Source organism: Herbidospora galbida (assembly GCF_005233835.1).
In the GTDB taxonomy this organism is placed as follows: Bacteria; Actinomycetota; Actinomycetes; order Streptosporangiales; family Streptosporangiaceae; genus Herbidospora; species Herbidospora galbida.
Window position 1 is genome coordinate 1 of sequence record NZ_SZQA01000019.1, and the last position, 25,771, is coordinate 25,771.

The window sequence follows — 25,771 nt, forward strand, 5'->3', positions numbered from 1 at the left end:
CGGGCGCGATCTCGGCCCCGGCCAGCCGCAGCAGCCGGGCCAGCACCGGCTGGTCGTCGGCCAGCGCGTCGCCCTGGGCGAGCAGATGGCGGGCCACCGCGACCGTGCTGCGGCCGACCGCGGCGTCGCGGTCGCGGGTGGCCCCGTTGACCAGCAGCGCCAGCGCGCCGGTGGCCCCGAAGCTCAGCACGAGCAGCGCCACGGCCGCGATCGAGACCAGGCCCCGCACGAACGTGCGCTTGTCGTCCGCCTGCCGGCCCTCGAACTCCTGGGCCGCGCTCGCCTCCAGGAACGCCACCTCGGCCGGGGTCAGCTCCCGCCGGATCCGCCGCACCGCCGCCCGCGCCGCCGCGAGCCGGGTGCCCGTGTAGAGGTGGGGCGCGGCGAACCCGCTGAGCACCCACCGGTCGGCGTCGGCGGCGAACTCGCGCCGCACCTGACCGGCGGCCCGATCGGCCTCCGTCCAGGCGGTGAAGCGGGGCCAGGCCCGGATCACCGCCTCGTGGGCCAGTTCGGCCGTCTCGCCGTCGGTCCGGACGAGCCCGGCCGCCACGAAGGGTTCGAGCTCGGGCGTCATCGGGCCCGGCCGCAGCGTGCCGTGGGGCCCGGCCAGCGCCGACAACGCCGTCCTGGCGTCGTTGTGTACCAGCGCCCGTTCGGCGCTGCGGGGGATCGCCCCGGTCACCCGGCCGGTGGCCCGGTAGCCCTCGAACGTCAGCGGGCCGCCCCCGCGCCGGTCCCACATCACCCGCAGCGTGTGGGCCAGCAGCGGCAGGTCGCCGTTGTGGTCGGCCAGGATCTCGTCGACCAGGCCCTCTTCGAAGGTCACCCCGTGAGCCAGAGCCGGCTGCTCGACGGCGGTGCGGAGGTCGTACGGAGAAAGGGGTGAGACCAGGAGCGGCCGGGAGAGGGCCGCGACCAGCTCGGGGTAGGCGGCGGCGTCGCCGGTGAAGTCGGCCCGCAGCACGAGCACCACGCGGGCCCGGGTGGCGGCGAGCGCCCCGACGAAGGTCTGCCGCGCGTCGAGGTCGCGGCAGGCCGCGAAGACCTCCTCGAACCGGTCGACCACGATCAGGCCGGGATCGCCGAACTCGTCGAGGTGATGGGGCGCGGCGGCCAGCCGTTCGTGGTCCATCGTGGCCCCGTACGCGGCCAGCAGCACGCCGACCGGATCGCCGCCGGGCCGCAGGCGCAGCCCGCCCAGCCCGACGTCGACGAGCGAGGTCTTCCCCGCCCCCGAAGCGCCCGTGACCACGAGGAGCTGCTCGCTCTCGGTACGCCGCCGCAGGTCGGACAGGAGGTCGTCACGGCCGAAGAACACGGCGGCGTCCGGCGCCTCGAACGGCGCCAGCCCCGGATAGGGAGGCCTGCTGCTCACCTGACCAGCATGGCCGGAAATCCGAAAAAAGTAACCGGCGGCTGTCGAAACACCGGCCGGCTGTTCGTGGAGGGGTCGTAGGTTCGCACGAGAACGAATGGAGAACACCCATGCGCTACCTGATCACGCTGACCCGCACCGCCCAGCCCGAGACCCCGCCGCCCGCCGAGCTCATGTCGGCGATCATGCGGCTCGGCCAGGAGGCCACCGAGGCGGGCGTCCTGGTCGACCAGAGCGGCCTGCGCGGGCTGGCCGCCGAGGTCGAGCTCGTCGGCGGCAAGCTGACCGTCTCCGACGGCCCGTTCGCCGAGGCCAAGGAACTGATCAGCTACGCGATCTACGAGGTCCGCGACGAGGCCGAGGCGGTCGAGTGGGCCAACCGGTTCATGCGGCTGCACCGCGACATGTGGCCCGGCTGGGAGGGCGTCTCCCGGGTCTTCCCGCTGATGACATTCTGAGGGCGTGGGCTCCGTCGATCCGATCCGCACCGTAGAGGCCGTCTGGCGCATCGAGTCGGCCAAGGTCATCGCGACCGTGGCCCGGATGACCGGTGACCTCGGCCTGGCCGAGGAGTCGGCCCAGGACGCCTTCGTGCTGGCCTTGGAGACCTGGCCGGCCGAGGGCGTGCCGGCGAACCCAGGCGGCTGGCTGACCACGACGGCCAAGCGGAAGGCGATCGACCAGCTGCGGCGGCAGGGCGTCTACGAGGAGAAACTCCGCGAACTCGCCCTGCTGCCGCCCGCCGCGCCCGAGCCGGAACTGCTGACGCTGATCTTCACCGCCTGCCATCCGCAGGTGCCCGTCGAAGGGCGGCTGGCGCTGACGCTGCGGCTGCTCGGCGGGCTGACCACGGCCGAGATCGCCCGCGCCTTCCTGGTGCCAGAACCGACCGTGGGGCAGCGGATCTATCGGGCCAAGACGGCGCTGCGGAAGGTCCCGATCGAGCTGCCGCCCGCCGAGGAGCTGCCCGCCCGCCTGGCCTCGGTCCTCGAAGTGATCTATCTGATCTTCAACGAGGGCTATGCGGCGACCTCCGGCGAGTCCTGGATCCGCGACGACCTGTGCTTCGAGGCGCTCCGGCTGTCGCGCGTGCTGGCCGCGCTGATGCCCGGCTCGTCCGAGGCGTCGGGCCTGCAGGCGCTGCTGGAGATCCAGTCCTCCCGCCTGGCCGCCCGCGTGGGCCCCGGCGGCGAGCCGGTCCTGCTCGCCGACCAGGACCGCTCACGGTGGGACCGCCTGCTGATCCGCCGGGGTCTCGAAGCGCTGGCCCGCGCCGAGTCGACCGGGGTCCTCGGCCCGTACGGCCTCCAGGCCGCCATCGCCGCCGTCCACGCCAGGGCCCTGACCTTCGCCGACACCGACTGGGCCCGGATGGCGGCCCTCTACCGCCTCCTCGCCCACGTGGCCCCGTCGCCGATCGTCGAACTCAACCGCGCCGTGGCGGTGGGCATGGCCGAGGGGCCCGAGGCCGGGCTGGCCGTCCTCGACGGCCTGACCCTCACGGGCAATCCCCACCTCGCGGCCGTCCGGGGCGATCTCCTCGAACGCAGTGGACGGCCGGAGGAGGCCAGGGCGGCGTTCCGGCAGGCGGCCGACCTCAGCGGGAACGCCCAAGAGAAGGCCCTCTACGAGCGCAGGGCTAACCCCGGGCCTTCCTGAAGGTCCGCCGCAGGTCGTCGACCCATTCGTCCGGGATCTCCCACGGGATGAAGTGGCCGCCCCGGTCGTGGGCGGTCAGATTCACGTGGTTGTACCAGCCGCCCCGGTCGCTCGCGGCGAAGGCGGCCACGCGCTGGTCGGTGGTGACGCCGGGAGGGTTCTCGTAGCCGACGAACGTGATGCCCGTGGGGGCCTCGACGGCCGGCACGCGGTCGTGGGAGGGGGTCCACGGGTGCCGGTTGGCGTTGGCGTAGTAGCGCATCGACGTGCCGATCGAGTTGTTCACCCAGTAGATCATCGTGTGGGTGAGCAGGTCGTCGGGGGTGAAGGCATCGCCGTCGCTCCAGGAGTCCCACCGCTTGAGCAGCCAGGCCAGCAGGCCCGCCGGGGAGTCGGACAGGGCGTGGGCGAGCGTCGAGGAGTCGAGCACGTGCACGGCCAGGTGCGAGGCGAACCGCCGGTCGAGCGCGATGATCCGGTCTCTGATCTCCGGCGGCAGGTCGTCGGGGAGCACCTGGCCCTGGGCCAGGTCCCAGCCCCGGTCGCCGTTGAACAGGGTGAGCTTCTGGCCCGAGCCGATGTGGATGCCGTAGAGGCTGTCGGCGTACTTGTGGCCGAGCTGCCCGCTGATCAGCGCGCCGATGTCGCATCCGGCGGCCGCGTAGCGCTCGTGGCCGAGCACCTCGGTCATCAGCGTGTGCCAGAGGTCGGCGACCATCCAGAAGTTCAGCTCGGGCCGGTTCCGCAGCGGGCCCGGGAACCCGAAGCCGGGCAGCGAGGGCACGATGACGTCGAACGCGTCTGCCGGGTCGCCGCCGTGCGCGGCCGGGTCGGCGAGGGCGTCGACCACCTTCGACCAGTGCCAGAACGTCCAGGGCCAGCCGTGGGTGAGGATCAGCGGCGTCGGGTCGGGGCCGACGCCGGGACGGCGCATGTAGTGGACGGGCACGCCGTCGACCTCGACCTGCTCGTGGTCGTAGGCGTTGATGGCCGCCTCGGCCTTGCGCCAGTCGTAGCCGTCGAGCCAGTGGTCGACCAGTGGCCGCAACCTGGCGACGGGCACCCCGTAGAACCCGTCGTCGTTGCCCTCGTCGGCGGGCAGCCGGGTCAGTTCGAGCCGCCGGCGCAGGTCGCCGAGCACCTCGTCGGGCACGTAGATCTTCATCGCAGCCCCGCGAACAGGTCGTCTTCGTGGTCGGGCGCCGGGACCTTGCTGACCACCCGGATGAAGTGCTCGGTCGACATGGCCAGCCGCTGCGTCTCCGGCGGCATCGAGAGCAGCGAGATGCTGTCGCCCTGGCTGCCGTGCGCCCGCAGCGCGGCCAGCTTCGCGTCGGCCTGCTCGTGGGTGTCGACCACCGTGGTGATCAGCTCGTCGGGGGTGCCGAAGTCGTCGGGCAGGTCCCATCCCGGGTCCATGCCCTGCTCCTTCATGGCGGCGTACGCCGCCTGGATGACCCGCCTCGGCACGGCCGTGTAGTAGAGCTTGGCGGGGATCCCGGTCGCCTCGGCCGCCGCCACCGCGACCCGGTGGGCCTGGATGTGGTCGGGATGCCCGTAGTTGCCGTTCTCGTCGTAGGTCACCACGACCTCCGGCCGGTACTTCTCCATGAGCGCCGCCACTTTGGCCACGGCCTGGTCGAAGTCGGCGTTGGCGAACGCGTCGGGGCTGTGGTTGCCCGCCCAGCCGTCCATGCCCGAATCGTGGTATCCGAGCAGCTCAAGGTGGGTGATGTTCAGGTGCCCCACCGACTCGGCCAGCTCGGCCAGCCGCTGCTTGGCCACGTCGTCTTCCGAGTGCCCCGGCTCCCCCGGCTTCACCCCGCCGGGCCCGTCGCCCTGCTCCCCGTTCGTGCAGGTCACCAGGACCGTACGCACCCCGTCGGCGGCGTATTTCGCGAAGCTCCCCCCGGTGCCCATGACCTCGTCGTCAGGGTGGGCGTGCACCGCCATCAGCGTCAGCATGCTCCAACGCTACGGCAGCGCCGGTTCCCCCAGGGAAGCACAGTCGCACCTTCGCGTGACATCTCGAATCACGTACCGGCGCGTCTTCTTTGCGCAGTCATCGAGGAGGACGCATGAACGGTTCGGGGAACGTCACCACACTCGACTCCATCGACACGACGAGGGTCGCCCGCCTCGCGGGCGGCCGCGACCAGGTCGTCTCGGCCCGCCGGCTGGTCTCGGCCACGATCGGCCGCGACCACCCGCTGCACGACGACTCCGTGCTGCTCACCAGTGAGATCGCCACGAACGCGGTCGTCCACTCCAGATCGGGCGACGGCGGCGTGTTCACCGTGACGGTCTGGTTCTCGGCCGACGAGGTGCGGGTGTGCGTCCAGGACGACGGCTCGCCCGAACCCCCGTGCGCCCGCCACGCGACCTCCACCGCCACGAACGGCCGCGGCCTCCCGCTGCTCGACGCCCTGGCCGACCGCTGGGGCATCGTCAGGGAGGGCGGCCGCAACAAGGTCTGGTTCGAGATCTCGCTCACCACCGCCCCGCCGTCGGCCCTGGCCCTCCCGCTGCCCCGATCGGCCTGAGCCTTAGTCGTCGTCGAGGCCGCCGAGCTCACGGGCCAGGAAGGCGAGCATGTCGGCGGCCAGGCCCGCCGCCCGGTCGGCCGAGCGGCCCGCGTGGCCGACCCCGGTCTCGTGGCGGAACAGGATCGGGCGCACGCCCGAGGTCGCGCCCTGCAGGGCCGCGCACATCTTGCGAGCGTGCAGGGGGTCGACGCGGCTGTCGCCGTCGAAGACGGTGAACAGCGTCGCGGGGTAGTCGACACCCTCCTTGACGTGGTGATAGGGCGAATAGGCCAGCAGCCAGGCGAACTGCTCGGGGTCGTCGGCCGACCCGTATTCCGGCACCCACGAGCTCCCGAGCCCCGACTTCTCGAACCTGATCATGTCGAGCACCGGCGCCGAGCACACGGCGGCGGCGACCAGCTCGGGGCGCTGGGTGACGAGCGCCCCGACGAGCAGCCCGCCGCCCGACTCTCCGGTGACCCCGAGCAGGCCGGGGGTCGTCCAGCCCGCCGCGATCAGGGTCTCGGCGGCGGCGGCGAAGTCGTCGAAGGAGTTCTGCTTCCGCCCCCGCATGCCCGCCCGATGCCACGCCTCCCCTTCTTCGCCACCACCCCTGACCTGGGCGAACGCGAAGACGCCGCCCGCCTCCAGCCAAGGGAGCACATAGGAGGAGTAGGAGGGCGTGAGCGGCACCCCGAACCCGCCGTAGCCGTAGAGGATGCACGGCCGGGGCCCCGGCAGGCCCTTGCCGAGCACGACCATCCGGACCGGCGTGCCGTCGGCCGACTGGTAGACGACCTGGTGCGACTCGATCTCGGGCAGCTCGGCCCGGCCGGGGGCCGCCTCCCAGAGCGTGGTCTCGCCGGTGCGGGCGTCGTAGCGGTAGACGCTCTCGGGCGTGACGTAGTCGGAGTAGGTGAACCAGACCTCGTGGTCACGGGCGGACATCCGCCCGATGGAGCCGAGACCGGGGAGCGGGACCGCTCCTTGACGCTCCCCGGTCTCGGGATCGTGGACGGAGATCTCCCCGATGGCGTGACGCACCCACGCCACCAGGAGGACCCCGTCGAGCAGGGCGAAGTCGGCGATCACGGCCTCCCCGTCTTCGGGGACGAGGTCGCGGAAGTCGCCGGGCGCGGCCGGATCGGCGACGAGCAGCCGGCCCCGGGGGGCGTCGAGGGTCGTGATCATGTACGCCCTCCCGTCGCCCCCCACCGCCACCGCCGACCGGGCCGGGACGTCCTGCTGGACCACCCGCCGGGCCGGGGTCACCAGGTCGCACAGCCACACGTCGTTGCCCGGCCCCCGGTTGACCGAGAGGGTCAGCCAGCGGCCGTCGGCGCTGAGGGCGATGCCGTCGGCGGCGGCCACGTCGAGGTCGTCGCCGTCGAGGCGGTGGACGCGGGCCCGCCGGTCGCGGACGTAGTAGAAGCCGTCGCCGCCCGGCAGCCAGGCCACCGGCGAGTGGCGGAGCCCCCCGATCGGGCCGTCGACGAGCGCGCCGGTCTGGGCGTCGAGGACGTAGAGCTCCGAACGCTCGTCGCCGCCCCGCGACAGCTGGCAGGCGACGAGCTTGCCGTCGGGCGAGGGATGCCAGGCGTCGAGCAGCGTGGTCGCGCCGGGGTCGATCGCCTCGGGGTCGAGGACGACCCGGTCGTCGGCGTAGAGGACCGGCAGCCGGCGGCCCGGATCGCGGCGGACGCGGAACGCGGTGCCCGCCCGCCAGACCGGGGCGCCCACGACGCCGGTGTCGCTCAGTTCGTCGATCCTGACCCGGAACCGGTCGCGGTCGGGGAGGAGCTGGCTGCGCCAGACCACTTCCTGCTGCGCCTGCCAGGCCCGCGTCTCGTCGGAGGCGGGGTCTTCGAGCCAGCGGTAGGGGTCGGAGACGACGTGCCCGTGAATGATCTCGATCATGACACCTGCCTGAGTCGGGGGTCCCAATGCCCGGCCAGATCCGCGTACAGGGGCGAGGCGGCGAGAAGTTCCTGGTGGGTGCCGGCGACGACCCGGGCGCCGTCCATGACCAGCACCTTCCGGGCCCGCAGTGCCGAGCTGATGCGGTGGGCGACGACGACGAGGGTGCCGCCCCGCTCCGCGAAGGCCTGCTCGACGCGGGCCTCGGCCGCCGGGTCGAGGCAGGAGGTGGCCTCGTCGAGGATGACCAGCGGCGCGTCGGCGAGATAGGCCCTGGCCAGGGCGACGAACTGCCGGTCGGCCGGGCCGAGCTCGGTGGCCTGGAGGCTGAGGTGCCCGGCCCCGATGGCGTCGAGCGCCTGCCGCATCTTCTTCTGGTCGTGCCCGCCGAGGTTCTCGGCGACGGTCCCCCGGAAGACGTACGCCTCCTGCGGGATCAGCGTCCGCTGCCCCCGGTCGAGCCGGGCGGCCGGCACCCCGCCGACGGTCACCCGCCCCTGACCGGGGACGATCAGCCCGGCGATCAGCGCCGCGAGGGTGGACTTGCCGATCCCGCTCGGCCCGACCACGGCGAGGTGCTCCCCTTCGGGGATGACCAGGTCGAGGCGGTCGACGACCGGCAGCGCCCGGGGACCGTAGGCGAAGGTGACCCCCTTCAGCTCGGTGTGCACCCCCTCGGCCCTGCGGGTCTCCTGCGGGGGCGGCGGCAGCGCGGCCCGCAGCCGGGCCAGCGTGACCCAGAGCCGCACCCCGCTCTCCCCCAGCCCACTGGCCAGGTTGAACAGCGCGGGCGTGAGCGACTGCATCACATAGGCGAGGGTCCCGAGCACGACCCCCGGGGTGGCCCCCAGCCGGGGCGCGTAGGCGAGCACCAGCAGGATCGGCGCCCAGGCCCCCACGCCCAGCACGACGGTCCGCAGGGTCGTGACCGTCGCCAGTCTTCCGGCCGCGAGCCGCTGGCCGTCGAAGCGGGCGCCGGCGTAGCGGGCGGCGTGGTCTTCGTCGCCGGACGCGGCGATGTCGCCGAGCGCGGCGGTGACCTTGACCAGGCTCTCGGCGGTGGCCTCGTCGGCGAGCAGGTAGGCGTGCTGCCTCTTGGCCAGCTCGGGCAGCGAGAAGAGGAACGCCCCCAGCCCGAGCAGCAGCGGCGGCAGCACCAGCAGGAGCAGCTCGGGCATCAGCGCCGCCACGCCGGCGACGACCCCCAGGAAGGCGAACACGAACGCCTTCACCGACCCGATCACCCCGGTGAACGCGTCGCGCGCCACCTCGACCTGCAGGTTCGCCCGGGTGACGGCGGCCGGGTCGTCTCTCCCGGCTTCGAGCGCCCCGCGGATGGTCGCCGTCAGCAGCTCCTCCCTGACAGGCTCCACGATGCCCGCCAGCGTGACGACCACCTGCCGCGCGCCGACGGCGGCGAAGATCCAGGAGACCCCGAGGAGGAAGGTCCAGGACAGCCCGGCGACGGCCTGGTGCGCGGCGAACGCGTCGACGGCCCGCGCGACGGCCAGCCCGATGACGAACGCCGGCGCGGCCTCGACCAGCGACCAGAGGACGAACCGCCGCACCTGCCCGGGCTGCGCGTGGAAGGAACGCCAGAGGAACACCCCGACGCGGGTCCGGTGCCCGAAGGAGATCACGATCGCGCCTCCCCGCCCTGGAAGACGGCCCGGTAGGCCGGGTCGTGCCACAGCGCGAGGTGGCGGTCGAAGCCGCGCAGCCGCCCGTCGTGCAGCCAGATCACCCGGTCGGCCCGCGCGGCGACGGCGGCCCGGTGGGTCACCATGACGCGGGTGCGGGTGTCGGCGGACAGGGCCGTGGAGACCTGGCGTTCGGTGATGGTGTCGAGGCTGGAGGTGGCGTCGTCGAGCACCAGCAGGCGGTTTCCCTTCGCGAAGGCCCTGGCCAGGCCCAGCCGCTGGCGTTCGCCGCCCGACATGGGGGCCTCGGACAGAGGGGTGCGGTAGCCGTGGGGCAGGCGGCGGATGAAGTCGTCGGCCCCGGCGGCCACGGCCGCGGGGCGGGAGCCGCCGGTCGCGTCGGCGACCGTGTCTCCGACCAGGTGGGGCCTGGCGACGGCGTACCCGACGGCGGTGCGGAGCGACTCGCGGGTCAGCGACCGCAGCGGGACCCCGTCGAGCAGGACCTCACCGGTCTCCGGGTCGTCGAGCCGCGCCGCGAGCCGCGCGAACCGCGACGCCCCCGTGCCGACCACGGCCACCGAGGCGCCGCCCTGGATCTCCAGCCCGAGGCCGGGGACGCCGCGAAAGGTCAGTGTTCCGGGGCCGGGGGGCAGCGTCCGCACCCCGTGGACCCTCGGGCATTCGTCGAGGACGTCGGCCAGCCGGGCGCCGGCCGCGCGGGCGCGGGCAAGCCGGCCCAGCGAACCGATCGCGGGCCCGAGACCCGCTCCGATGACCACGTAGCGGGCGGCGGCGTAGAGCTCGCCGACCGACAGCTCACCGGCCGCCAGCCGCCAGCCGCCGACGGCCAGCACCAGCACCTCCAGGAGCGGCACCACGATCGCGGCCCGCACTCCGGCGTCGGCGTTGGCCCGCCACAGCGCCATGGCGTGGCCGCGCACCACCGGGAGCGCGGTCAGCACCCGCCGGGTCTCCTGTTCGGCGGTTCCGGCCGCCGCGATCGTACGGGCGCCGCCGACCGCCTCGACCAGGCGCGCGGCGATGTCGGCCTGCGCCTCCTGGTAGCCGCCGGCGATCACCGTGGAGACCTTCAGGAACCGCTTGAGCACGAAGGCGATCGCGACCAGCCCGCCCGCCAGCGTCAGCGCCAGCCACGGATCGATCAGCACGAGCAGGACCAGCGCCCCGGCCGACGGCACCACCATCGCCACCGACGCGACGGCGGCGTCGGCCGCGCGCCCGGCCTCTTCGGCGTTGAGGCCGAGCCGGGTCACCAGGTCGCCCTCGGGGATCCGCCGGGTCACGCCGGGTCCGGCGCCGAGCAGATGGGAGAGCGCCCGGTGGCGCAGCCAGGCCGCCGCCCGCGCGCCACCGGTGGCGCTCATATGGACACCGAGACCGTCGCAGGCGACGAGGAGCACCACGACGGCCCCGGCGCAGACCACCCACGCCGCGGAGAAGGTGTCGACGGCGCGGCCGAGCACGAACGGCAGTGCCAGCTCAAGGCCGGCGCCGACCAGCGCGACAGCGGCGAGCACGCCCGCCGCGGGCCCGCTACGCCTGATCGCCTCGGTTGTCAGCCGGTCGGCCGTCCGCAACGCCGAGTCCCTCTCTTCACGTGGGCGGAGACTTCGAAAAACGGGGAGGGCCCTGGGCTCCCGCGAGCCCAGGGCCCCGATCGGGTGCCTAGTGGCAGAGCAGCAGGCTCAGGTTGCTGGGCGTCTGGGACGCGCAGCCGAGCAGGGTCAGCGTGCTGCCGCCGCCGCCGTGGCCGCCGCCACCGTGGCCGCTGCCGCCGCCGGGAAGCTCCATCGCCTGAAGGTCGAGAAGAACCATGGTGATGCTCCTTTACGAAGTTTCTCTATCGGGAGGAAATTCGAGATCTTTAGAAAGGTGGAGCTAGCTGTTCGGGGCCCCGATCACCTCCTTGGCCGGTGGGCGAAGGGGGACGCCACCAGGCACGGCGTAGGGTTCCGCGCCAAGTGGATGTGTGAAGGGCAACGGCGTGCCGCTGAGGGCGTAGAGGACGCCGGCGGTGCCGGTCGCGAAGTCCATCGACAGCCGGAGCAGCTGGTCGCCGGGGAAGGCGATCCCGTCGCGGTAGGGCAGGACATGCCAGTCGAGGCCGGGGATCAGGGTCCGGTCGGCCATCACCATCCCGGCCCGCCCGGCGAACAGGCCGGGCTGCACGAAGAACCGGCAGCGGCCCACTTTCAGCAGGTCGGGCAGGGCGGCGGCCAGCGATGAACCGGGCCGCTGGCGCAGCAGGTCGGCCAGCACGATCGCGATGCCGACCGAGCCCTCGTCGAGGTAGGGAAGGGTCCGCCAGCCTTGGTTGACCTGCAGCGATCCGTCGGACGTGAGGACGCAGCGCTTCAGGTCGAGGCGCAGCGCCCGTTCGGCCAGATCGAGCAGCGCCGGATCCCGGGTGTGGTCGTAGGCGCGCAGGAACAGCAGGGCGGGGCCGCTCAGGCCGTAGAGGAGACCGGCTCTGGGGTTCGCGCCGCCCGACGTCTCGGGTACGTCGTCGGGAAGCCGCTCGGCGCAGAGTTCGACCAGCGGGCGGGCGTCGAGCCCCAGGTGGAGCAGGTTGAGCCCGATGCCGGCCAGCCCCGACCACAGCCCGAGGTCGAGCTCGCGCCACCGGCCCGCCATCGCGCGGTCGACGAGGTCGAGCGCCCGGTCGACGTGGCCGAACCGGTCGAGGACGTAGGCGACGCCGTGCAGGCCGTCGTAGAAGCCGGGCGGTGACTCCGGCCGCTGCCGGAGCAGCCACTCTTCGAGGTCGGGGAAGCGCCCGGCCCCGGCCGCGTCGAGCGCGAACAGCACCCCGGCCGCGCCGTGGGCCAGGTTGACGCCGCCGCCGGGCCGGAACTGGGCGGGGTCGCCGGGGAACAGCCGGTCGGCCCGCTCGGGCGTGGCACTGGCCAGGATCGCCCGCGCCATCGCCGCCATCGGGTCGCCCAGGGTCACGCTGGCCGTCGGCCCGCCCCCGATGGGCCCGCTGATCGTGTGGACGGCCCGCTTGACGAGCTCGGGCGGCACCGGGAACGTGTCGACGATCAGCCGCCCGAGCTGGCTCGCCTTGGCCCGCGCCAGCGGCACGGTGATCGTGAGCTGCGGCGCGAACAGGCCCAGCGTCAGACAGGCGAGGGCGTAGTGGTCGACGTCGGCGCCCCGGCGGTCGGCCGGCGCCTGGAAGGCCGGGTGGGCCAGCACCGACCGCCCGCGGTCTTCGACGAAGGTCGCGACCTCGAAGTCGATGAGGACGAGCCGCCCTTCGGGCGTGACCAGGATGTTGTTGGGGTGGAGGTCGCAGAAGACGACCCCGCGTTCGTGCAGCGCCTCGATCGCGGCCCGCACCTTGGGCAGCGTGTCGAGCGCCCAGACGGTGTATTCGGCGATCGACTCGGCGGTCGCGTCGGCCTTGGTCAGCGGGAACGTGCGGACCAGGGTGCGCTGCAGCGGCGTGGCGTCGACGAACTCCATCACCAGGAAGTGGTGGTCGCCGAGCACGAAGTAGTCGCGGTAGCCGGGCACGCAGTCGAGCCCGTCGAGCCGCCGCAGCACCTCGCGCTCGTGCTGGAGCCGCGCCACCGCGTCGCGTTCGGCCGCGTCGAGCCCCGCCATCGGCCTGGCCTCCTTGAGCACGACCCGCTCACCGCTCCGCCTGTCGGTGGCGAGGTAGACGCCACCGCCGTTGGAGAAGTGCATGACCGACTCGACCGCGTAGGGCAGCTCGGTCGTGGTGACCGCGTTCCTGGCCTCCAGGTGGGGCGTCAGGAAGCCGGGCAGCTCGACCCAGTCGGGAACCGTGAACGACGGCCCCCGGACGTCGGGCACCAGCTCGCCCCGGTCGTTCTCCATCGCCGGCACGAGGTCGCCGTTGGCGGCCACGCAGCGCCGGGCCACGAACCCGCCGTAGCGGACGAAGAGGGGCCCGTCTCCGTAGCGGAGATCGCTCAGGATGTAGGGCCCCCGCACCCCCGCCAGCAGGCCGTCGAGCTCCTTGAGCGTCAGCTCCAGACAGTCTTGCCTCGGGTAGATGGTGACCAGTTTGCCGCTCGCGCCCCGCGCGGCCCCTTTTGAGTTGAGCATCGTGACGACAGACCGGCTGCGCAGGAATTTGAAGGGGATATCACGTTCGACGCAATAATCCCAGACGATTTCCAGCACCCGCGCCGCGTCGGCCAGCCCGGCCGACACGTGGATCTTCCAGCCCTGCGGCGGAACATCGTGGCCGGTCGGGGCGTAGTGGAACCAGGTGTCGGACGGCTGGTGGGACCAGCCACGCGGAACCTCACGTCCTGCCACGGCGAAATCCGGAATTTCGATTCCGCGCCGGTCGGCGGTGTCGTAGAAAAGCCGGTCCGCGAGGCAATAAAGCTCATACTGGTCATTCACTGCCATCTCCCTGCTTTCTGCTAACAGGAAGAATTCCGGATAACCCCAGGAGCTTCTAGTTACAAGTTCAATCAATCCTCCGTGGGCAAACGTCACGGGTGTCGTCGTGAAATGCGGCCTGACCTGTGCCGGAAGAGACCCGGTGATCGGCTTGTTGCACCATGACATGGGAGATCGTTTCGCCGACCTGACGGTCATCAGGCGCCTGCTGAACGACACGACGACCTGGGCCTTCGTCGGCCTTTCCGGCGATCCCGGTCGAACCGTCTTCAACCAGGCCCAACTCATGAAGCGGCGCGGCAAGCGGATCATCCCGGTGCATCCGGACGGCAGGCCCGTCCTGGGCGAGACCACCCACCGGACCCTCGCCGAGGTGCCGGTCCCGATCGACGTGGTGGCCGTCTACCGGCGCACCGCCTTCGCGGGCGGCGTGATCGACGAGGCGATCGCCGTGGGCGCGGGCGCGGTGTGGCTGCCGCTCGACGTGTACGACGAGGCGGCCGGCGACCGCGCGCTGGCGGCCGGCCTCGACGTCGTCATGAACCGCTGCCCGGCGGTCGAGTGGGCGCTACGCCGCTGACCGGAGCAGCCGCACGAGGTGGCGGCCGGCCAGCGCGCTCAAGGCCAGGTGCCCCGTGATCAGGGCGATCTGGAACGCGCGCTGGCCGAGGGTGAGCTCGGCCGCGTAGCCGCCGTCGAAGAAGCCGGAGACGAACGCCAGCGCCCCCGCGACGACCAGGAGCGCGGCGGCCGGGATCGCGACGGCGCGGCGGTCCCTGGTGACCGCGAAGGCCAAGACCGCCTGGGCGGCCATCATCGGGAGCGGCGCCGAGAGGAGGGCCTGCGGGCCCAGCGCGTCGAGGAACGTGGGGTTGAGGCCGGTCGACAGCGAGATCGCCGCACCGGCGACGTCCATGACGAGCAGGACGCCGACGGTGCCGGCGACGGGTTTCTTCGTAGGCGGTGACATGGGGGTTTTCCTCGTTCAGGGTGACGACCCTCCGAGGATCCACGCCGGAGCGGGCGGGTGTCGTGAGGCGACGGTCCCGACTTCGCCGGGACGTGACGACCCGGCTCAGCCCGACTCGCGGACCACCAGCTCCGTCGGCAGTATCACCGGGTCGGTGCGCCCGTCTTCGAACAGCCCGAGCAGCAGGCTGACCACCGCGAGGGCCTGGTCGGCCATGGGGCTGCGTACGGTCGTCAGCGGCGGATCGGTGTAGAGCGCGGCCTCTATGTCGTCGAACCCGACCACGGCCACGTCGTCGGGGACCCGCCGCCCGGCCCGGCGCAGGGCGTGCAGGGCGCCGATCGCCATCAGGTCGTTGGCGGCGAAGACGGCGTCGAGGCCCGGGTCGTCTTCGAGGAGCTGGCACATCGCCTGGTCGCCGGAGACCCGGGTGAAGTCGCCGACCGCGATGATCGACCGGCGGCCGGTGTCGCGCAGGGTCTCGCGGTAGCCGGTCAGGCGATCTTGCGAGGCGATCATGTCGAGCGGGCCCGAGATGGTGGCGATCCGCCGCCGGCCCCGGCTCAGCAGGTGCTCCACCGCCTGCCGCGCTCCCCCGAGGTTGTCGTTGTCGACGTAGGGGACCGAGGGGGCCGAGACGGGCTTGCCGAAGGACGCCATCGGCAGGCCCATCCGCATCAGGGCCGCCGGCAGCGGGTCGGCCCCGTAGAACGACACCAGCATCACGCCGTCGACGTGCCCCGCCGCGACGTACTCCTGGACGCGCACCCGGCTCTCGTCGGACCCGGCGAGCATCAGCACGACCTGCTTGGACGCCGCCTCAAGGGCCCGCGACGCCGAGCGCACCACGGCCGAGAACATGGGGTCGTCGGAGAACAGCCCGGCGGGCGGGTCGGAGACCACCAGGGCGATCGAGTTGGTCCGCTGGGTGACCAGGCTGCGGGCGACCGAGTTGGGCACGTAGCCCAGCTCGTTCACCGCCCGCAGCACCAGCTCGCGGAAGTTCGGCGTCACGGTCGTGTCGCCGTTGACCACCCTTGAGACGGTCGACTTGGACACGCCGGCGCGGGCGGCGACCGCCTCCAAGGTTGGACGTTTCACTCGATGCCGTTCCGCTGGATGACATCCCGGTACCACAGAGCGCTGTCTTTGGGCAGACGGCGCTGCGTGGCGTAGTCGATCCGCACGATACCGAACCTCTGGTGATATCCCTCCGCCCACTCGAAGTTGTCGAAGAGCGACCACACCAGATAGCCGCGCAGGTCGGCCCCCGCCTCGATGGCCTCGTGGCAGGCGCGCAGGTGACCGTCCAGGTAGGAGACCCGGTCGGTGTCGGGCACCCGGTCGCCGACGACCTTGTCGTGGAAGGCGGCGCCGTTCTCGGTGACCAGCAGGCCGACGTCCGGGTAGTCGCGCGACAGCCGGACCAGCAGGCGCGACAGGCCCGAGGGGATGATCGGCCAGCCCATCGCGGTCTGCGGGCCCTCGATGGAGACGAAGTCGACGCCGTCGGCGCCGGGCCACGCCAGGGGCGCCACCGCGCCCGCGGACGCCTGGACCACGCACGGGTTGTAGTAGTTGATCCCGAGCAGGTCGATCGGCTGGCAGATGATCTCCAGGTCGCCGTCGCGGATGTGGTCGAGGCCGCCGTGCCGCTCCACGATCTCCAGGACCTCCCTCGGATAGACGCCCTTCAGCGCCGGGTCGAGGAACTGGCGGTTCAGCAGCGCGTCCACCAGGCCGACGGCGCCTGCGTCCTCCGCCGACAGGGCGATCCCCGCGTCCAGGATCTGGGCGGGGGTGACGACCGGGGCCATGTTCAGCGTCAGCGCCAGGGTGCCCGTGAGGTTCTGGGCGGCCAGGCCGTGGGCGAGCAGCAGGTGGTGGGCGGCCTTGAAGGCGGCCGAGGCGTCGGTGACGCCGGGGGCGTGCACGCCGCTGCCGTAGCCGAGGAACGCCGAGACCCACGGCTCGTTCAGGGTCGTCCACGTCGAGACCCGGTCGGAGAGCCGGGCGTGCACGGCCGCCGCATAGTCGGCGAAGTAGTAGGCCGTGTCGCGGGAGGCCCAGCCGCCGCGGTCTTCGAGGTTCTGCGGCAGGTCCCAGTGGTAGAGGGTCACGTACGGCGTGATCCCGGCGCCCAGCAGTTCGTCGACCAGGCGCTCGTAGAAGTCGAGGCCGCGCGGGTTGGCCGGGCCCGAGCCGTCGGGGACGACCCGGGGCCAGGCGGTGGAGAAGCGGTAGACGTCCAGGCCGAGATCGGCCATCAGACGCACGTCCTCCGGATAGCGGTGGTAGTGGTCGCAGGCGACGTCTCCGGTGTGGCCGTCGGCCACCTTGCCGGGGGTGCGCGCGAAGGTGTCCCAGATCGAGACGCCGCGCCCGTCTTCCCGAGCGGCCCCCTCCACCTGGTACGACGCCGTCGCGGCGCCCCAGATGAACCCCTCGGGAAACTCGATGTCCGGCGTCATCCCTTGACCGCCCCCTGCATGATTCCTCCGATGATGTGCTTGCCGAGAAAGGCGAACACGATGACCAGCGGCAGTGTGCCGAGGGCGGTCCCCGCGAGGCCCATCACGTAGTCGTTGACGTAACCGGCGGCCAGGGTCGACAGCGCCACCTGGACCGTCGGGTTCTCCGGGGTCAGCACCATGAGCGGCCACATGTAGTCGTTCCAGGCCGTCATGAAGGTCAGCATGCCGAGTACGGCCGCCGCCGGGCGGGCCGCCGGGAAGACGACGTGCCACACCAGGCCCCAGGTGGTGCAGCCGTCGACGCGGCCGGCCTCCAGGAGTTCGGTGGGCAGCGCCCGGGACAGGTACTGCGTCATGAAGAACACGCCGAACGCGTTGACCAGGGCGGGCACGACGACGGCGTACAGGGAACCGACCCACTCCAGCTTCACCATGAGGATGTAGAGCGGGATGATCCCGGCCAGGGTCGGCACCATCATCGTGCCGACGGTCATGAGCAGCAGGATGTTGCGGCCGCGGAAGCGCAGTTTGGCGAAGGCGAAGCCGGCCAGGGTCGAGAAGAACATGACCGAGATCGAGATCGAGCCCGCCACGAAGACCGAGTTGAGCATGGCCAGGCCGAACGGCACGGTGTCGAAGACGCGGCTGACGTTCTCGAAGAAGTTGCCGCCGGGAAAGAGCGGCGGCGGCACCGACGCCAGCGACGCGTTGTCGCGCGAGGCCACCACGATCGAGTAGTAGAGCGGGATCGTGAAGAAGAACGCGACCGCGGTCAGGGTGAGGTAGGTCAGCCGGTTGTTGACCCGACGGCCGGTCATCGGATGCTTCCCTTCATCCTGTTGGTGAGCAGGTAGTTGATCCCTGCGATGATCAGGATGAAGACGAAGATCATCCAGGAGATGGCCGAGGAGAAGCCGAAGTCGAGGCGCATGTAGTTCTCGTAGAAGAACAGCGAGAGCGTCTGGTACTGCCGGTCCTGTCCACCGGTGAGGGTGTAGGCGCCGAACAGCAGCGGCTCGGCGAAGATCTGCATCGAGCCGATGGTCGAGGTGATCACCACGAAGGCGATGGTGGGCCGGATCATGGGCACCGTGACCTTGCGGAGCTGGGTGAAGCTCGACGCGCCGTCGATGGTGGCGGCCTCGTACAGCTCTCTCGGTACGGCCTGCATCGCGGCCAGCAGGATGAGCGCGTTGTAGCCCGTCCACCGCCACATGATCATCGTCGAGATGGCCACATGGGAGCTCAGGGTGCCGTCACGCCAGGCGACGCCCTCGAAGCCGAAGCTGGTGATGACCCAGTTGATCAGGCCGAAGTCGCGGCCGAAGATCTGCGAGAAGATCACCACGACCGCCACGACGCTGGTGACGTTGGGCAGCAGCAGGGTGATGCGGAAGAAGTTCTGGGCCCGCAGCGGCCGGTTCAGCAGGTGGGCCAGCCACAGCGCCAGCAGCAGCTGCGGCAGCATCGACAGCAGGCCGATCGACAGCGTGTTGAACGTGGCGTTCCAGAAGTACGAGTCCGCCAGCAGGACCCTGAAGTTCTCCAGGCCCACGAAGGTGTGCTCGTCGTCCAGCAGCGTCCACTCGTGCAGGCTCACCCAGAGCGTGTAGCCGATGGGGAACAGCCCGAAGGCGCAGAACAGCAGGAAGAACGGTGCGACGTACGCGTACGGCGAGGCTTTGACGTCGACCATGTGCCGCCAGTGGCGGCCGGTCAGCCGGCGCTTGCCTCCCGGTCGCCGTGGCGGCGCTGCGCGTTCCGGGGCACGCGTGGCCATGGCGCTCCTTTCGAGGGAAAGCGGGGTGGCCGGACCGGCCACCCCGCGGCGTACGGCTACTTGATCTTCTCGGAGTCCGCGACGGCCTGCTTCCAGGCCTCTTCGGGGTCCTGGCCCTGGAGTTCGATGCGGCCGAGGCCGTTGCCCATGGCGACGTTCACGTCACCGGACTTGGGGCCGGTGTACTGCGGCTTTAGCGCCTTGGCGGCGTCGGTGAAGATCTTGCCGATCGGGGCGTCGCCGAAGTAGGGGTTCACGAACTCGGCGACGGCCGGGTCGGTGTACAGGGCGGGCAGCGACGGCAGGGCCGAGGCGTCCTTCCACAGGGTGAGCTGGCTCTCCTTGCTGGTCAGGAAGTTGATCAGCTCGGCGGCCTCCTTGGGGTGCTTGCCCTGCTTGGGGGCGAGCAGGTGGGTGCCGCCCTGGTTGCCGCCGCCGCCGGGCACGGCCGCGATGTCCCAGGTGCCCTCGCCGGGCTTCTGGTCCTTGATCACGCCGGTCTTCCAGGCGGGGCAGACCATCGTGGCGAAGGTGCCCTTGGCGATGCCGGTGGTCCACTCGGGGGTGAACGCGACGAGCTTGCCCGACAGCTTGTTCTGGATCATGGAGACCGAGATGTCCCAGGCCTTGCGCACGTCGGGGTTGCTGCCGACGACGACCTTGTCGCTGGTGTCGTAGAAGCCGACGGGGGCCTGCTCGACCATCGCGCGGAAGTGCTCACCGGGGCCGTCGGTGAAGGCGGCCTTGCCGCCCGCGGCGACGAACTTCTTGCCGGTCTCGACGTACTGCTCCCAGGTCGGCCACAGGGCGCTGACCTCGTCGCGGTTCGTGGGCAGGCCGGCCTCCTTGAAGAGGTCGGGCCGGTAGCACATGGCCAGGCCGCCGACGTCGGTGCCGAGGCCGATGAGCTGGGAGCCGTCCTTCGACAGGCCGAGCTGCCACTTCCAGTCGAGGTACTCGGACTGGCGCGAGCTCAGGCCGTAGTCGCCCAGGTTGTGGAACTTGTCGGCGACCTCGCGGAAGGTGGCGATGAAGCCGCCCTCGACGGCGACGACGTCGGCGGCGCCCGCCCCGGTGGCGACCTGGGTGACCAGGTTGTTGTGGTGGTCGTTGAACTGCGCCCGGCGCTCGGTGATCTCGACGTTCGGGTGGGTCTTCTTGAACTCCTCGTACAGCGGCCCGTAGTGGAAGTCGCTGAAGAGGGCGACGGTCAGCTTGACCGGTTCGGCGGGGGCGGAGGCGCCGCCGCTGGCGGCTCCGGGGGCCGGCGTGCTCTCCCCGCCACCACAGGCGGCGGCCAGGAGGGAAGCGGCGATCAGGGGCACCAGCAGCCGCGCGGCACGGCGGCGAGGGGGGTGAGACATGCCGATGGAACCTTCCTATTTTTGATCATGAAGAGAACGTTCCCTGGAGTGAGGGTCGAGCTGGGCCCGTGGGGTTGTCAATGGGCTGAGAGATAACGATCGTCGTGACCTCCAGGGAACGTTCCCTGGAGTTTTCACACGTTTCAGCAGCTCACAGACTTGATCCGGGGATCTCCTGAATCAGGTAGAGCGCTTTCTCAAAAGTCTCGCTAGTTTCCTGCAAGTTAAACCTAGTCTTGACAAAAGTCCAGAAGTCGCAGGACGATCCGATCGCGAGAGCGCTTTCTGTTCTCTCGGGTACGGCTCGACGCCGTCTTCCGCCGAGGAGGTTCCACGTGGGGATCGACCCAGGTGAGCGGGCGTGCGCCGGCCGGGAACAGAGCTTTCGACAGGGCCTAGGGCAGGGCCCGAGGCGGGAGGCCCCTCTGGGCGCCCGCCGGGTACGTGGCAAGAAGGTGCAGGCCGTCGGTGCCGGAAGGGTCGCGCCGGACCCGACCGGCGCCGACGACCGCCGGGTTCGCCCGATTGGCGAACCCGGGCGGCCGCCCGCGGAGCCGACCTCGGATCCGGGCGGCGGGCGTCAGCCCCGGGCCTTCAGGGCCTCGCGCCGGCCTTCCAGTTCCTCCGCGAGGGTGTCGAGCTGATCGGCGTTGGCGATGAGGGTGGCCAGCTCCGCCGAGTCGGCCGGGCCGTCACCCGCCCGGTCACCGATCTGCTCCCGCAGGGAACGGGCCTCCGCGCGGATGCGGGCGATCTCCTCTTCCACCTGCTGCAGCTCACTCATAACGGCCCCATACCCAAGCAATTGGAGATCATGGACGACCGCATGTAAAACTCCGAAACGCGCCAGGGCGACATGAAGGGCCGAATCCGGGGCAGACAAGTGGGCCACGCCACATCTGCATTCGAGGTGAGAACACATGGTTCTTCTGGGCCTTCTCCTGATCGTGGTCGCGGGTGCAGTCTTGATCGAAATCTCCATTCAGGACACGACCGCGACGGCCACCACCCCCATCACCGTGCTCGACTGGAACTTCACGCTGACCTCCTTCGAGATGTTCCTGCTCGGCGCGGCCACCGCCGCGGGAGTCCTCATCGGCCTGGCGATGGTCAGCGGCGGCATGCGCCGCGGCGTCGCCAAGCGCCGCAAGATGCGTGAGGAGCGGCTGGCCGAGCGCGACCGGGTCTCCCGGCTGGAGAGCGAGAAGCGGGATCTGGAGCAGCAGCTCGTCGACCGGAACCACAACGGCGTCGACGACCGCGACGAGACCCCGCCCGCCGACCGGGTGGAGGACGGCGACCGGCTCGTGGCCGGTGGACGCCACTCGCGCCGCGAGGACGGCTTCTGACCGGCGGCACACCGATCGGCCCCTGCCTGAACACAAGGCGGGGGCCGATCGGCTTTTCCCCATTGGAACGGTTCTGCCATGCTTCTCCCGATCAGCTGCGGAGAAGAGTGCGATGACCGATCTGTTCACGCTCGGCGAGGTGCTGGGCGTCGTGACCGCCGACCGAATCCGGCACGACATGTCCGCCCGGCTCGACCTGGAGGGCCCGGAACTGACCGTGGCGGTCGGCCTGGCCCGGCTCGGGCACTCGGTGGCCTACGTCGGCCGGGTCAGCGACGACGAGATCGGCGTCCGCACCACCACGGTGCTGCGTGGCGAGGGCGTGGACGTCTCCCACATGCGGGTCGACGAGACCGCCGCCAGCGGCCTGGCGCTGCGTCAGCGCCGGATCGGCCGGGTCGCGCACGCCGTCTTCTACCGGGGCGGCTCGGCCGGGTCGCGGGTGTCGACGGGCGACGTGCCGACGGAGGTCCAGGACGCCCGCATCCTGCACGTCACCGGCATCACCCCCGCGCTGAGCGGGTTCGCGTGGAGCGCGGTGCACCACGCGGTGAAGCTGGCCAAGGACGCCGGGGTGCTCGTCTCGGTCGACGTGAACCACCGGCCGAACCTGTGGGAGAGCGTCGAGGAGGCCCGCGAGGGGCTGCGGGAGCTGTCGGCGTCGGCCGACGTCCTGTTCGCCAACCAGGACGAACTCAGCCTGGTCGAGCCCGCCCTCTCCCGGGTGCCCGAACTCGTCGTGATGCGCGGCTCCAAGGGCGCCAGCGCCACGGTCGAGGGCTTCCGGTACGACACCCAGGCCGCCCCCGTGACCGTCGTCGACGCCACCGAGGTCGGCGGCGCGTTCGTGGCCGGATACCTGAGCGCGCTGCTCGACGGGGTGCACCCCTCCGACCGGCTCAAGCGGGGGATCTCGGTGGCGGCGTTCGCGGTGGCCGCCCACTCGACCTGGCAGGGCCTGCCGACCAGGTCAGAGCTTCCCCCGTGACCTGACCCGCAGGTTCTGCGGGTCGTAGACCGGGCCCTTGACGACGTCGGCGCCGACCCAGCCGCCGTTCACGCCGACCTCCGCCCTGGCGGTGCCCTTGGGCAGGTAGGCGTAGGCGATCGACCGGTCGACCCGGTGGCCGTAGCCGCCCGAGGTGACCCGCGACGTGGGGACGCCGTCGACCCGTACGGGTTCGCCGCCGAGGCAGACCTCGGCGGGGTCGTCGACGACGAGGCAGGCGAGTTCCACTTCCGATTCGGTGCGCGGCACCGACTTCCGGACCGCGAAGCCCAGGCCGGCCTCGAACGGGGTCGTCTCGGGGGTGATGTCGGCCCCCCAGACCCGGTAGCCCTTCTCCAGGCGCATCGAGTCGATCGCCTTGTAGCCGCCGGGCCGCACGCCGGTCTCCGCCAGCAGGTCCCACAGGGTCAGCCCGAACTCGACCGGCGTGTAGAGCTCCCACCCGTACTCGCCGACGAAGGTGACCCGCTGGGCCCGCACCGGCACGGAGCCGACGCTGATCTCCCGCGAGCGCATGTAGCCGAAGCTCAGGTCGTCGTCGGTCAGGCTGCTCAGGATGTCGTGGGAGTCCGGTCCCCACAGGCAGTAGCAGGCGTAGGCCGAGGTCACGTCGGTGACGTCGACGCCGTGCCGGCGCAGCAGCGCGGCGTCGTGGCCGCCGAAGGCGGTGCCGGTGACCAGCCGGAACCGGTCGTCGCCGAGGCGGGTGACCGTGACGTCGGCCTCGATGCCGCCGCGCGCGTTGAGGAGCTGGGTGTAGACGACCGTGCCGACCGGGCGGTCGAGGTCGGCCCCGGCCAGGGCCTGGAGCCGCTCGAAGCCGCGCAGGTCGAACTTGGCGAAGGAGGTCTGGTCGAACAGCCCGGCCGAATCGCGCGTGGCCAGGCACTCCTCGCGGACGGCGGGCGACCAGATCCGCCCGGCCCAGCCCTTGGGGCGCGGCGCGTCGTCGCCGGTGGGCGCGTACCAGTTGACCCGCTCCCACCCGGCCTTCTCCCCGAACTCGGCGCCCCGTTCGGCGTGCCGGGCGTAGGCGGGCGACCTGCGCAGCGGCCGGGCCGCGGTGCGCTCCTGACCGGGGTAGACGATGTCGTAGTAGGCGCTGTACGCGTCCAGCACCTTCGCCCGCGCCCAGGAGGCCGACCGGGCGTGCGGCCCGAAGCGGGCGACGTCCATGGCGAACATGTCGTATTCGGGGGCGCCGTCGACGATCCACTCGGCCGTCACCTTGCCCACGCCCCCGGCGGCGGCCAGGCCGTGCACGCAGAACCCGGCGGCGACCCAGAGGCCGCGTACCGACGTCTCCCCCAGCAGGAACTCCCCGTCGGGGGTGAACGCCTCGGGCCCGTGGACGACCTTGACGATCTCCCCGCGGTCGCGCAGGTGCGGCAGGCGGTGGACGGCGGACGTCCACGACTCCTCGAACTTCGGCATGTCGGGTTCGAACAGGTGGCGCGGCGTGGCCAGCGGGTTCGGCTCGTCCCAGACCTGCGGCGTGCGGACGTAGCCGCCGACGAGGATGCCGCCGCCCTCCTCGCGGAAGTAGACGATGTTGTCGGGGTCGCGGACCGTGGGCGTGTCGACCGAAACACCGGTCGATTCGGTCACGACGTATTGGTGCTTGATCGGGACGACCGGCAGGTCGACGCCGGCCATCCGCCCGATCACCCCGGACGCCGCCCCTGCCGCGTTGACGACCGTCTCGGTCCTGATCACGTGGTCGCCGAACCGGACGCCGGTGATCGCGCCGTTCGCGGTCTCCAGCCCGGTCACGGCGACGCCGGTGAAGATCCGCACGCCGAGTTTCCGGGCGCCCTCGGCCAGCGCCTCCGCCAGCCGCGCCGGGTCGAGCCAGCCGTCGCCGGGCAGCCAGAGCGACGAGACGACGTCGCCGGTCTCCAGCAGCGGCAGACGCTCTCTGGTCTGGTCGCCGGTCAGAAGTTCCAGGTCAAGGCCGTAGGTCTCGGCCGCGCCGGCCTGCCGGACCAGCTCCTCGTGACGTTCGGGCGTGGTGGCCAGCCGGAGCCCGCCGACGCCGTGCCAGCCGGGGTCGAGGCCGGTGAGGTCGCGGAGTTCGGGGTACAAACCGGCCGAGTACATGATCATGCGGGTCTGGGTGACCGTCGAGCGCAGCTGCCCGACGAAGCCCGCCGAGTGCCAGGTCGTGCCCTCGGTCAGGTCGTGCCGTTCGACGAGGACGACGTCCTGCCAGCCGAGCCGCGCCAGGTGGTAGGCGACCGAACACCCGGCCACCCCGCCCCCGATGACGACCGCTCGGGCGTCTGCGGGAAGTTGCACCATCGGTACCGTCCTGTAACAACTGACGCCCAAAATGCGATCAATGGTCTAAACGTAGACCAAAAGGAGCAGCGCATGCCAGATCCCGTCGCGTCCGCGCTGGGTCTGGTCGCGTCCTGGGCGGGCCGTCCGGTCACCCACACGAGGATCAAGGGCGGGCTGAGCCACTACATCGCCCGCGTGGAGACCGACGACGGCGACCGCTGGCTGCTGCGGGTGCTCGACCCGAAGATCGCCGCGACCGGCCTGGGCCTCCCTCTCAACCAGGAGATCGCCAACACCGTGGTCGCCGCCGGGACCGGTGTGGGCGCCCGGGTGCTGCACGAGCTGCCGGGCGCGCTGATCCTCGAGTACATCGACGGCCTCACCCTCGACGCGCCGGCCGTCCGGGCCCGGATCCCCCAGGTCGCGCAGGCCGCCCGCGCCCTGCACGCGGGCCCGCGCTTCGCCAACGACTTCTCGATCTTCCGCAAGTACGACGGCTTCGTCGCCCTCTGCCGGGAGCACGACCTGCCGATGCCCGACGGCTTCACCGACTGGACGGGCGCCGTCCGGGCCATCAAAGAAACCCTGGCGAAACGTCACATAACGGACGTACCCTGCCACAACGACCTGCTCCCCGAGAACTTCATCGAGGCGCAGGACCGGGTCAGAATCGTCGACTACCAGCTTTCCGGCAACAACGACCCCTGCTTCGAACTGGGCGACATCGCCGCCGAGGCCTCCTTCGACCCCGACGACGTCGAACGGCTCACGCGAGCCTATTTCGGCACCCATGACGAGGCGCTGATCGCCCGCGTACGACTGAACGTGATCATGTCCAACCTGACCTGGACGCTCTGGTTCGTCGTACACCACGGCCTGGTGGCCCAGCAGCGCGACTTCGACTACAACGCCGAAGCCGCCACGAAGTACGCCAAGGCGACGGGCGATCTCACGGACCCCGGCTTCGGATCCCTCATGGACGCCGCTGGCCGGTAACCCCCCACTGCACGGCATGA

23 protein-coding genes are annotated in these 25,771 nt (G+C 71.5%); 7 read left to right on the plus strand and 16 right to left on the minus strand.

Going from position 1 to position 25,771, the window contains the following annotated elements; translation table 11 throughout:
* On the minus strand, nt 1–1,378 hold a 1,378-nt coding region (locus FDA94_RS19845), incomplete at its 3' end, for an nSTAND1 domain-containing NTPase (protein ID WP_484083252.1).
* 110 nt (nt 1,379–1,488) lie between these two features.
* On the opposite strand from FDA94_RS19845, the gene FDA94_RS19850 reads away from it, so the two are divergent.
* Both FDA94_RS19850 and FDA94_RS19855 read left to right on the plus strand, forming a co-directional pair.
* On the plus strand, nt 1,489–1,836 hold the full coding sequence (locus FDA94_RS19850; RefSeq protein WP_137248575.1) for a YciI family protein: 348 nt from the start codon (nt 1,489–1,491) through the stop codon (nt 1,834–1,836).
* Nucleotides 1,837–1,840: 4 nt separating this feature from the next.
* A complete protein-coding gene (locus FDA94_RS19855) occupies nt 1,841–3,037 on the plus strand; it encodes an RNA polymerase sigma factor (protein ID WP_281286602.1) in 1,197 nt (398 codons plus the stop codon).
* On the opposite strand, the gene FDA94_RS19860 is transcribed toward FDA94_RS19855, so the two are convergent.
* Complete coding sequence (locus FDA94_RS19860) at nt 3,018–4,202, minus strand: epoxide hydrolase family protein (RefSeq protein WP_137248576.1); 1,185 nt, start codon at nt 4,200–4,202, stop codon at nt 3,018–3,020. The two genes, FDA94_RS19855 and FDA94_RS19860, sit on opposite strands and share 20 nt — an antisense overlap.
* Nucleotides 4,199–5,002: a PIG-L family deacetylase gene (locus tag FDA94_RS19865; RefSeq protein ID WP_137248577.1), complete on the minus strand. Its 804-nt coding sequence runs from the start codon at nt 5,000–5,002 to the stop codon at nt 4,199–4,201. Before FDA94_RS19865 ends, FDA94_RS19860 begins: the two co-directional genes overlap by 4 nt.
* Before the next feature lie 113 nt (nt 5,003–5,115).
* On the opposite strand from FDA94_RS19865, the gene FDA94_RS19870 reads away from it, so the two are divergent.
* The gene (locus FDA94_RS19870) at nt 5,116–5,580 is read left to right on the plus strand and encodes an ATP-binding protein (protein WP_137248578.1); all 465 of its coding nucleotides are present in this window, start codon (nt 5,116–5,118) and stop codon (nt 5,578–5,580) included.
* 3 nt (nt 5,581–5,583) lie between these two features.
* Here the strand turns inward: FDA94_RS19870 and FDA94_RS19875 are convergent, their stop codons facing one another.
* The 5 genes from FDA94_RS19875 to lanKC all read right to left on the minus strand — a co-directional run bounded on the left by FDA94_RS19875 (nt 5,584) and on the right by lanKC (nt 13,532).
* A complete protein-coding gene (locus FDA94_RS19875; protein ID WP_137248579.1) occupies nt 5,584–7,479 on the minus strand; it encodes a prolyl oligopeptidase family serine peptidase in 1,896 nt (631 codons plus the stop codon).
* The gene (locus FDA94_RS19880; RefSeq protein ID WP_246060047.1) at nt 7,476–9,119 is read right to left on the minus strand and encodes an ATP-binding cassette domain-containing protein; all 1,644 of its coding nucleotides are present in this window, start codon (nt 9,117–9,119) and stop codon (nt 7,476–7,478) included. Before FDA94_RS19880 ends, FDA94_RS19875 begins: the two co-directional genes overlap by 4 nt.
* Nucleotides 9,116–10,720: an ABC transporter transmembrane domain-containing protein gene (locus FDA94_RS19885; RefSeq protein ID WP_137248580.1), complete on the minus strand. Its 1,605-nt coding sequence runs from the start codon at nt 10,718–10,720 to the stop codon at nt 9,116–9,118. The genes FDA94_RS19880 and FDA94_RS19885 overlap by 4 nt, the downstream gene beginning before the upstream one ends.
* Nucleotides 10,721–10,808: 88 nt before the next feature.
* A complete protein-coding gene (locus tag FDA94_RS19890) occupies nt 10,809–10,958 on the minus strand; it encodes a SapB/AmfS family lanthipeptide (RefSeq protein WP_137248581.1) in 150 nt (49 codons plus the stop codon).
* A gap of 63 nt (nt 10,959–11,021) precedes the next feature.
* Nucleotides 11,022–13,532: a class III lanthionine synthetase LanKC gene (gene lanKC / locus FDA94_RS19895; RefSeq protein WP_137248582.1), complete on the minus strand. Its 2,511-nt coding sequence runs from the start codon at nt 13,530–13,532 to the stop codon at nt 11,022–11,024.
* A gap of 160 nt (nt 13,533–13,692) precedes the next feature.
* Between lanKC and FDA94_RS19900 the strand changes: the two genes are divergently transcribed.
* On the plus strand, nt 13,693–14,106 hold the full coding sequence (locus tag FDA94_RS19900; RefSeq protein WP_137248583.1) for a CoA-binding protein: 414 nt from the start codon (nt 13,693–13,695) through the stop codon (nt 14,104–14,106).
* Here FDA94_RS19900 and FDA94_RS19905 read toward each other — a convergent pair.
* From FDA94_RS19905 to FDA94_RS19935, 7 genes are all read right to left on the minus strand, one after another.
* Nucleotides 14,095–14,496 carry a hypothetical protein gene (locus tag FDA94_RS19905; protein ID WP_137248584.1) on the minus strand — a complete coding sequence of 134 codons (402 nt, stop codon included), beginning with the start codon at nt 14,494–14,496 and terminating at the stop codon, nt 14,095–14,097. The genes FDA94_RS19900 and FDA94_RS19905 overlap by 12 nt on opposite strands.
* Before the next feature lie 105 nt (nt 14,497–14,601).
* Nucleotides 14,602–15,597, minus strand: a complete 996-nt coding sequence (locus tag FDA94_RS19910) for a LacI family DNA-binding transcriptional regulator (protein WP_030456966.1) — start codon at nt 15,595–15,597, stop codon at nt 14,602–14,604.
* Complete coding sequence (locus tag FDA94_RS19915) at nt 15,594–16,967, minus strand: GH1 family beta-glucosidase (RefSeq protein WP_137248585.1); 1,374 nt, start codon at nt 16,965–16,967, stop codon at nt 15,594–15,596. Before FDA94_RS19915 ends, FDA94_RS19910 begins: the two co-directional genes overlap by 4 nt.
* The gene (locus FDA94_RS19920) at nt 16,964–17,788 is read right to left on the minus strand and encodes a carbohydrate ABC transporter permease (protein ID WP_137248586.1); all 825 of its coding nucleotides are present in this window, start codon (nt 17,786–17,788) and stop codon (nt 16,964–16,966) included. The genes FDA94_RS19915 and FDA94_RS19920 overlap by 4 nt, the downstream gene beginning before the upstream one ends.
* On the minus strand, nt 17,785–18,750 hold the full coding sequence (locus tag FDA94_RS19925) for a carbohydrate ABC transporter permease (protein WP_137248587.1): 966 nt from the start codon (nt 18,748–18,750) through the stop codon (nt 17,785–17,787). Before FDA94_RS19925 ends, FDA94_RS19920 begins: the two co-directional genes overlap by 4 nt.
* Nucleotides 18,751–18,806: 56 nt before the next feature.
* A complete protein-coding gene (locus tag FDA94_RS19930) occupies nt 18,807–20,114 on the minus strand; it encodes an ABC transporter substrate-binding protein (protein WP_137248588.1) in 1,308 nt (435 codons plus the stop codon).
* Between the two features lie 580 nt (nt 20,115–20,694).
* Nucleotides 20,695–20,898 carry a hypothetical protein gene (locus tag FDA94_RS19935; protein ID WP_137248589.1) on the minus strand — a complete coding sequence of 68 codons (204 nt, stop codon included), beginning with the start codon at nt 20,896–20,898 and terminating at the stop codon, nt 20,695–20,697.
* A gap of 181 nt (nt 20,899–21,079) precedes the next feature.
* Between FDA94_RS19935 and FDA94_RS19940 the strand changes: the two genes are divergently transcribed.
* Both FDA94_RS19940 and FDA94_RS19945 read left to right on the plus strand, forming a co-directional pair.
* Nucleotides 21,080–21,463: a hypothetical protein gene (locus FDA94_RS19940; protein WP_170991033.1), complete on the plus strand. Its 384-nt coding sequence runs from the start codon at nt 21,080–21,082 to the stop codon at nt 21,461–21,463.
* A gap of 112 nt (nt 21,464–21,575) precedes the next feature.
* Nucleotides 21,576–22,451: a sugar kinase gene (locus FDA94_RS19945; protein ID WP_137248591.1), complete on the plus strand. Its 876-nt coding sequence runs from the start codon at nt 21,576–21,578 to the stop codon at nt 22,449–22,451.
* On the opposite strand, the gene FDA94_RS19950 is transcribed toward FDA94_RS19945, so the two are convergent.
* Nucleotides 22,434–24,773 carry a GcvT family protein gene (locus FDA94_RS19950; RefSeq protein WP_137248592.1) on the minus strand — a complete coding sequence of 780 codons (2,340 nt, stop codon included), beginning with the start codon at nt 24,771–24,773 and terminating at the stop codon, nt 22,434–22,436. The two genes, FDA94_RS19945 and FDA94_RS19950, sit on opposite strands and share 18 nt — an antisense overlap.
* A gap of 72 nt (nt 24,774–24,845) precedes the next feature.
* Between FDA94_RS19950 and FDA94_RS19955 the strand changes: the two genes are divergently transcribed.
* Complete coding sequence (locus tag FDA94_RS19955) at nt 24,846–25,751, plus strand: protein kinase family protein (protein WP_137248593.1); 906 nt, start codon at nt 24,846–24,848, stop codon at nt 25,749–25,751.
* Nucleotides 25,752–25,771 lie beyond the last annotated feature (20 nt).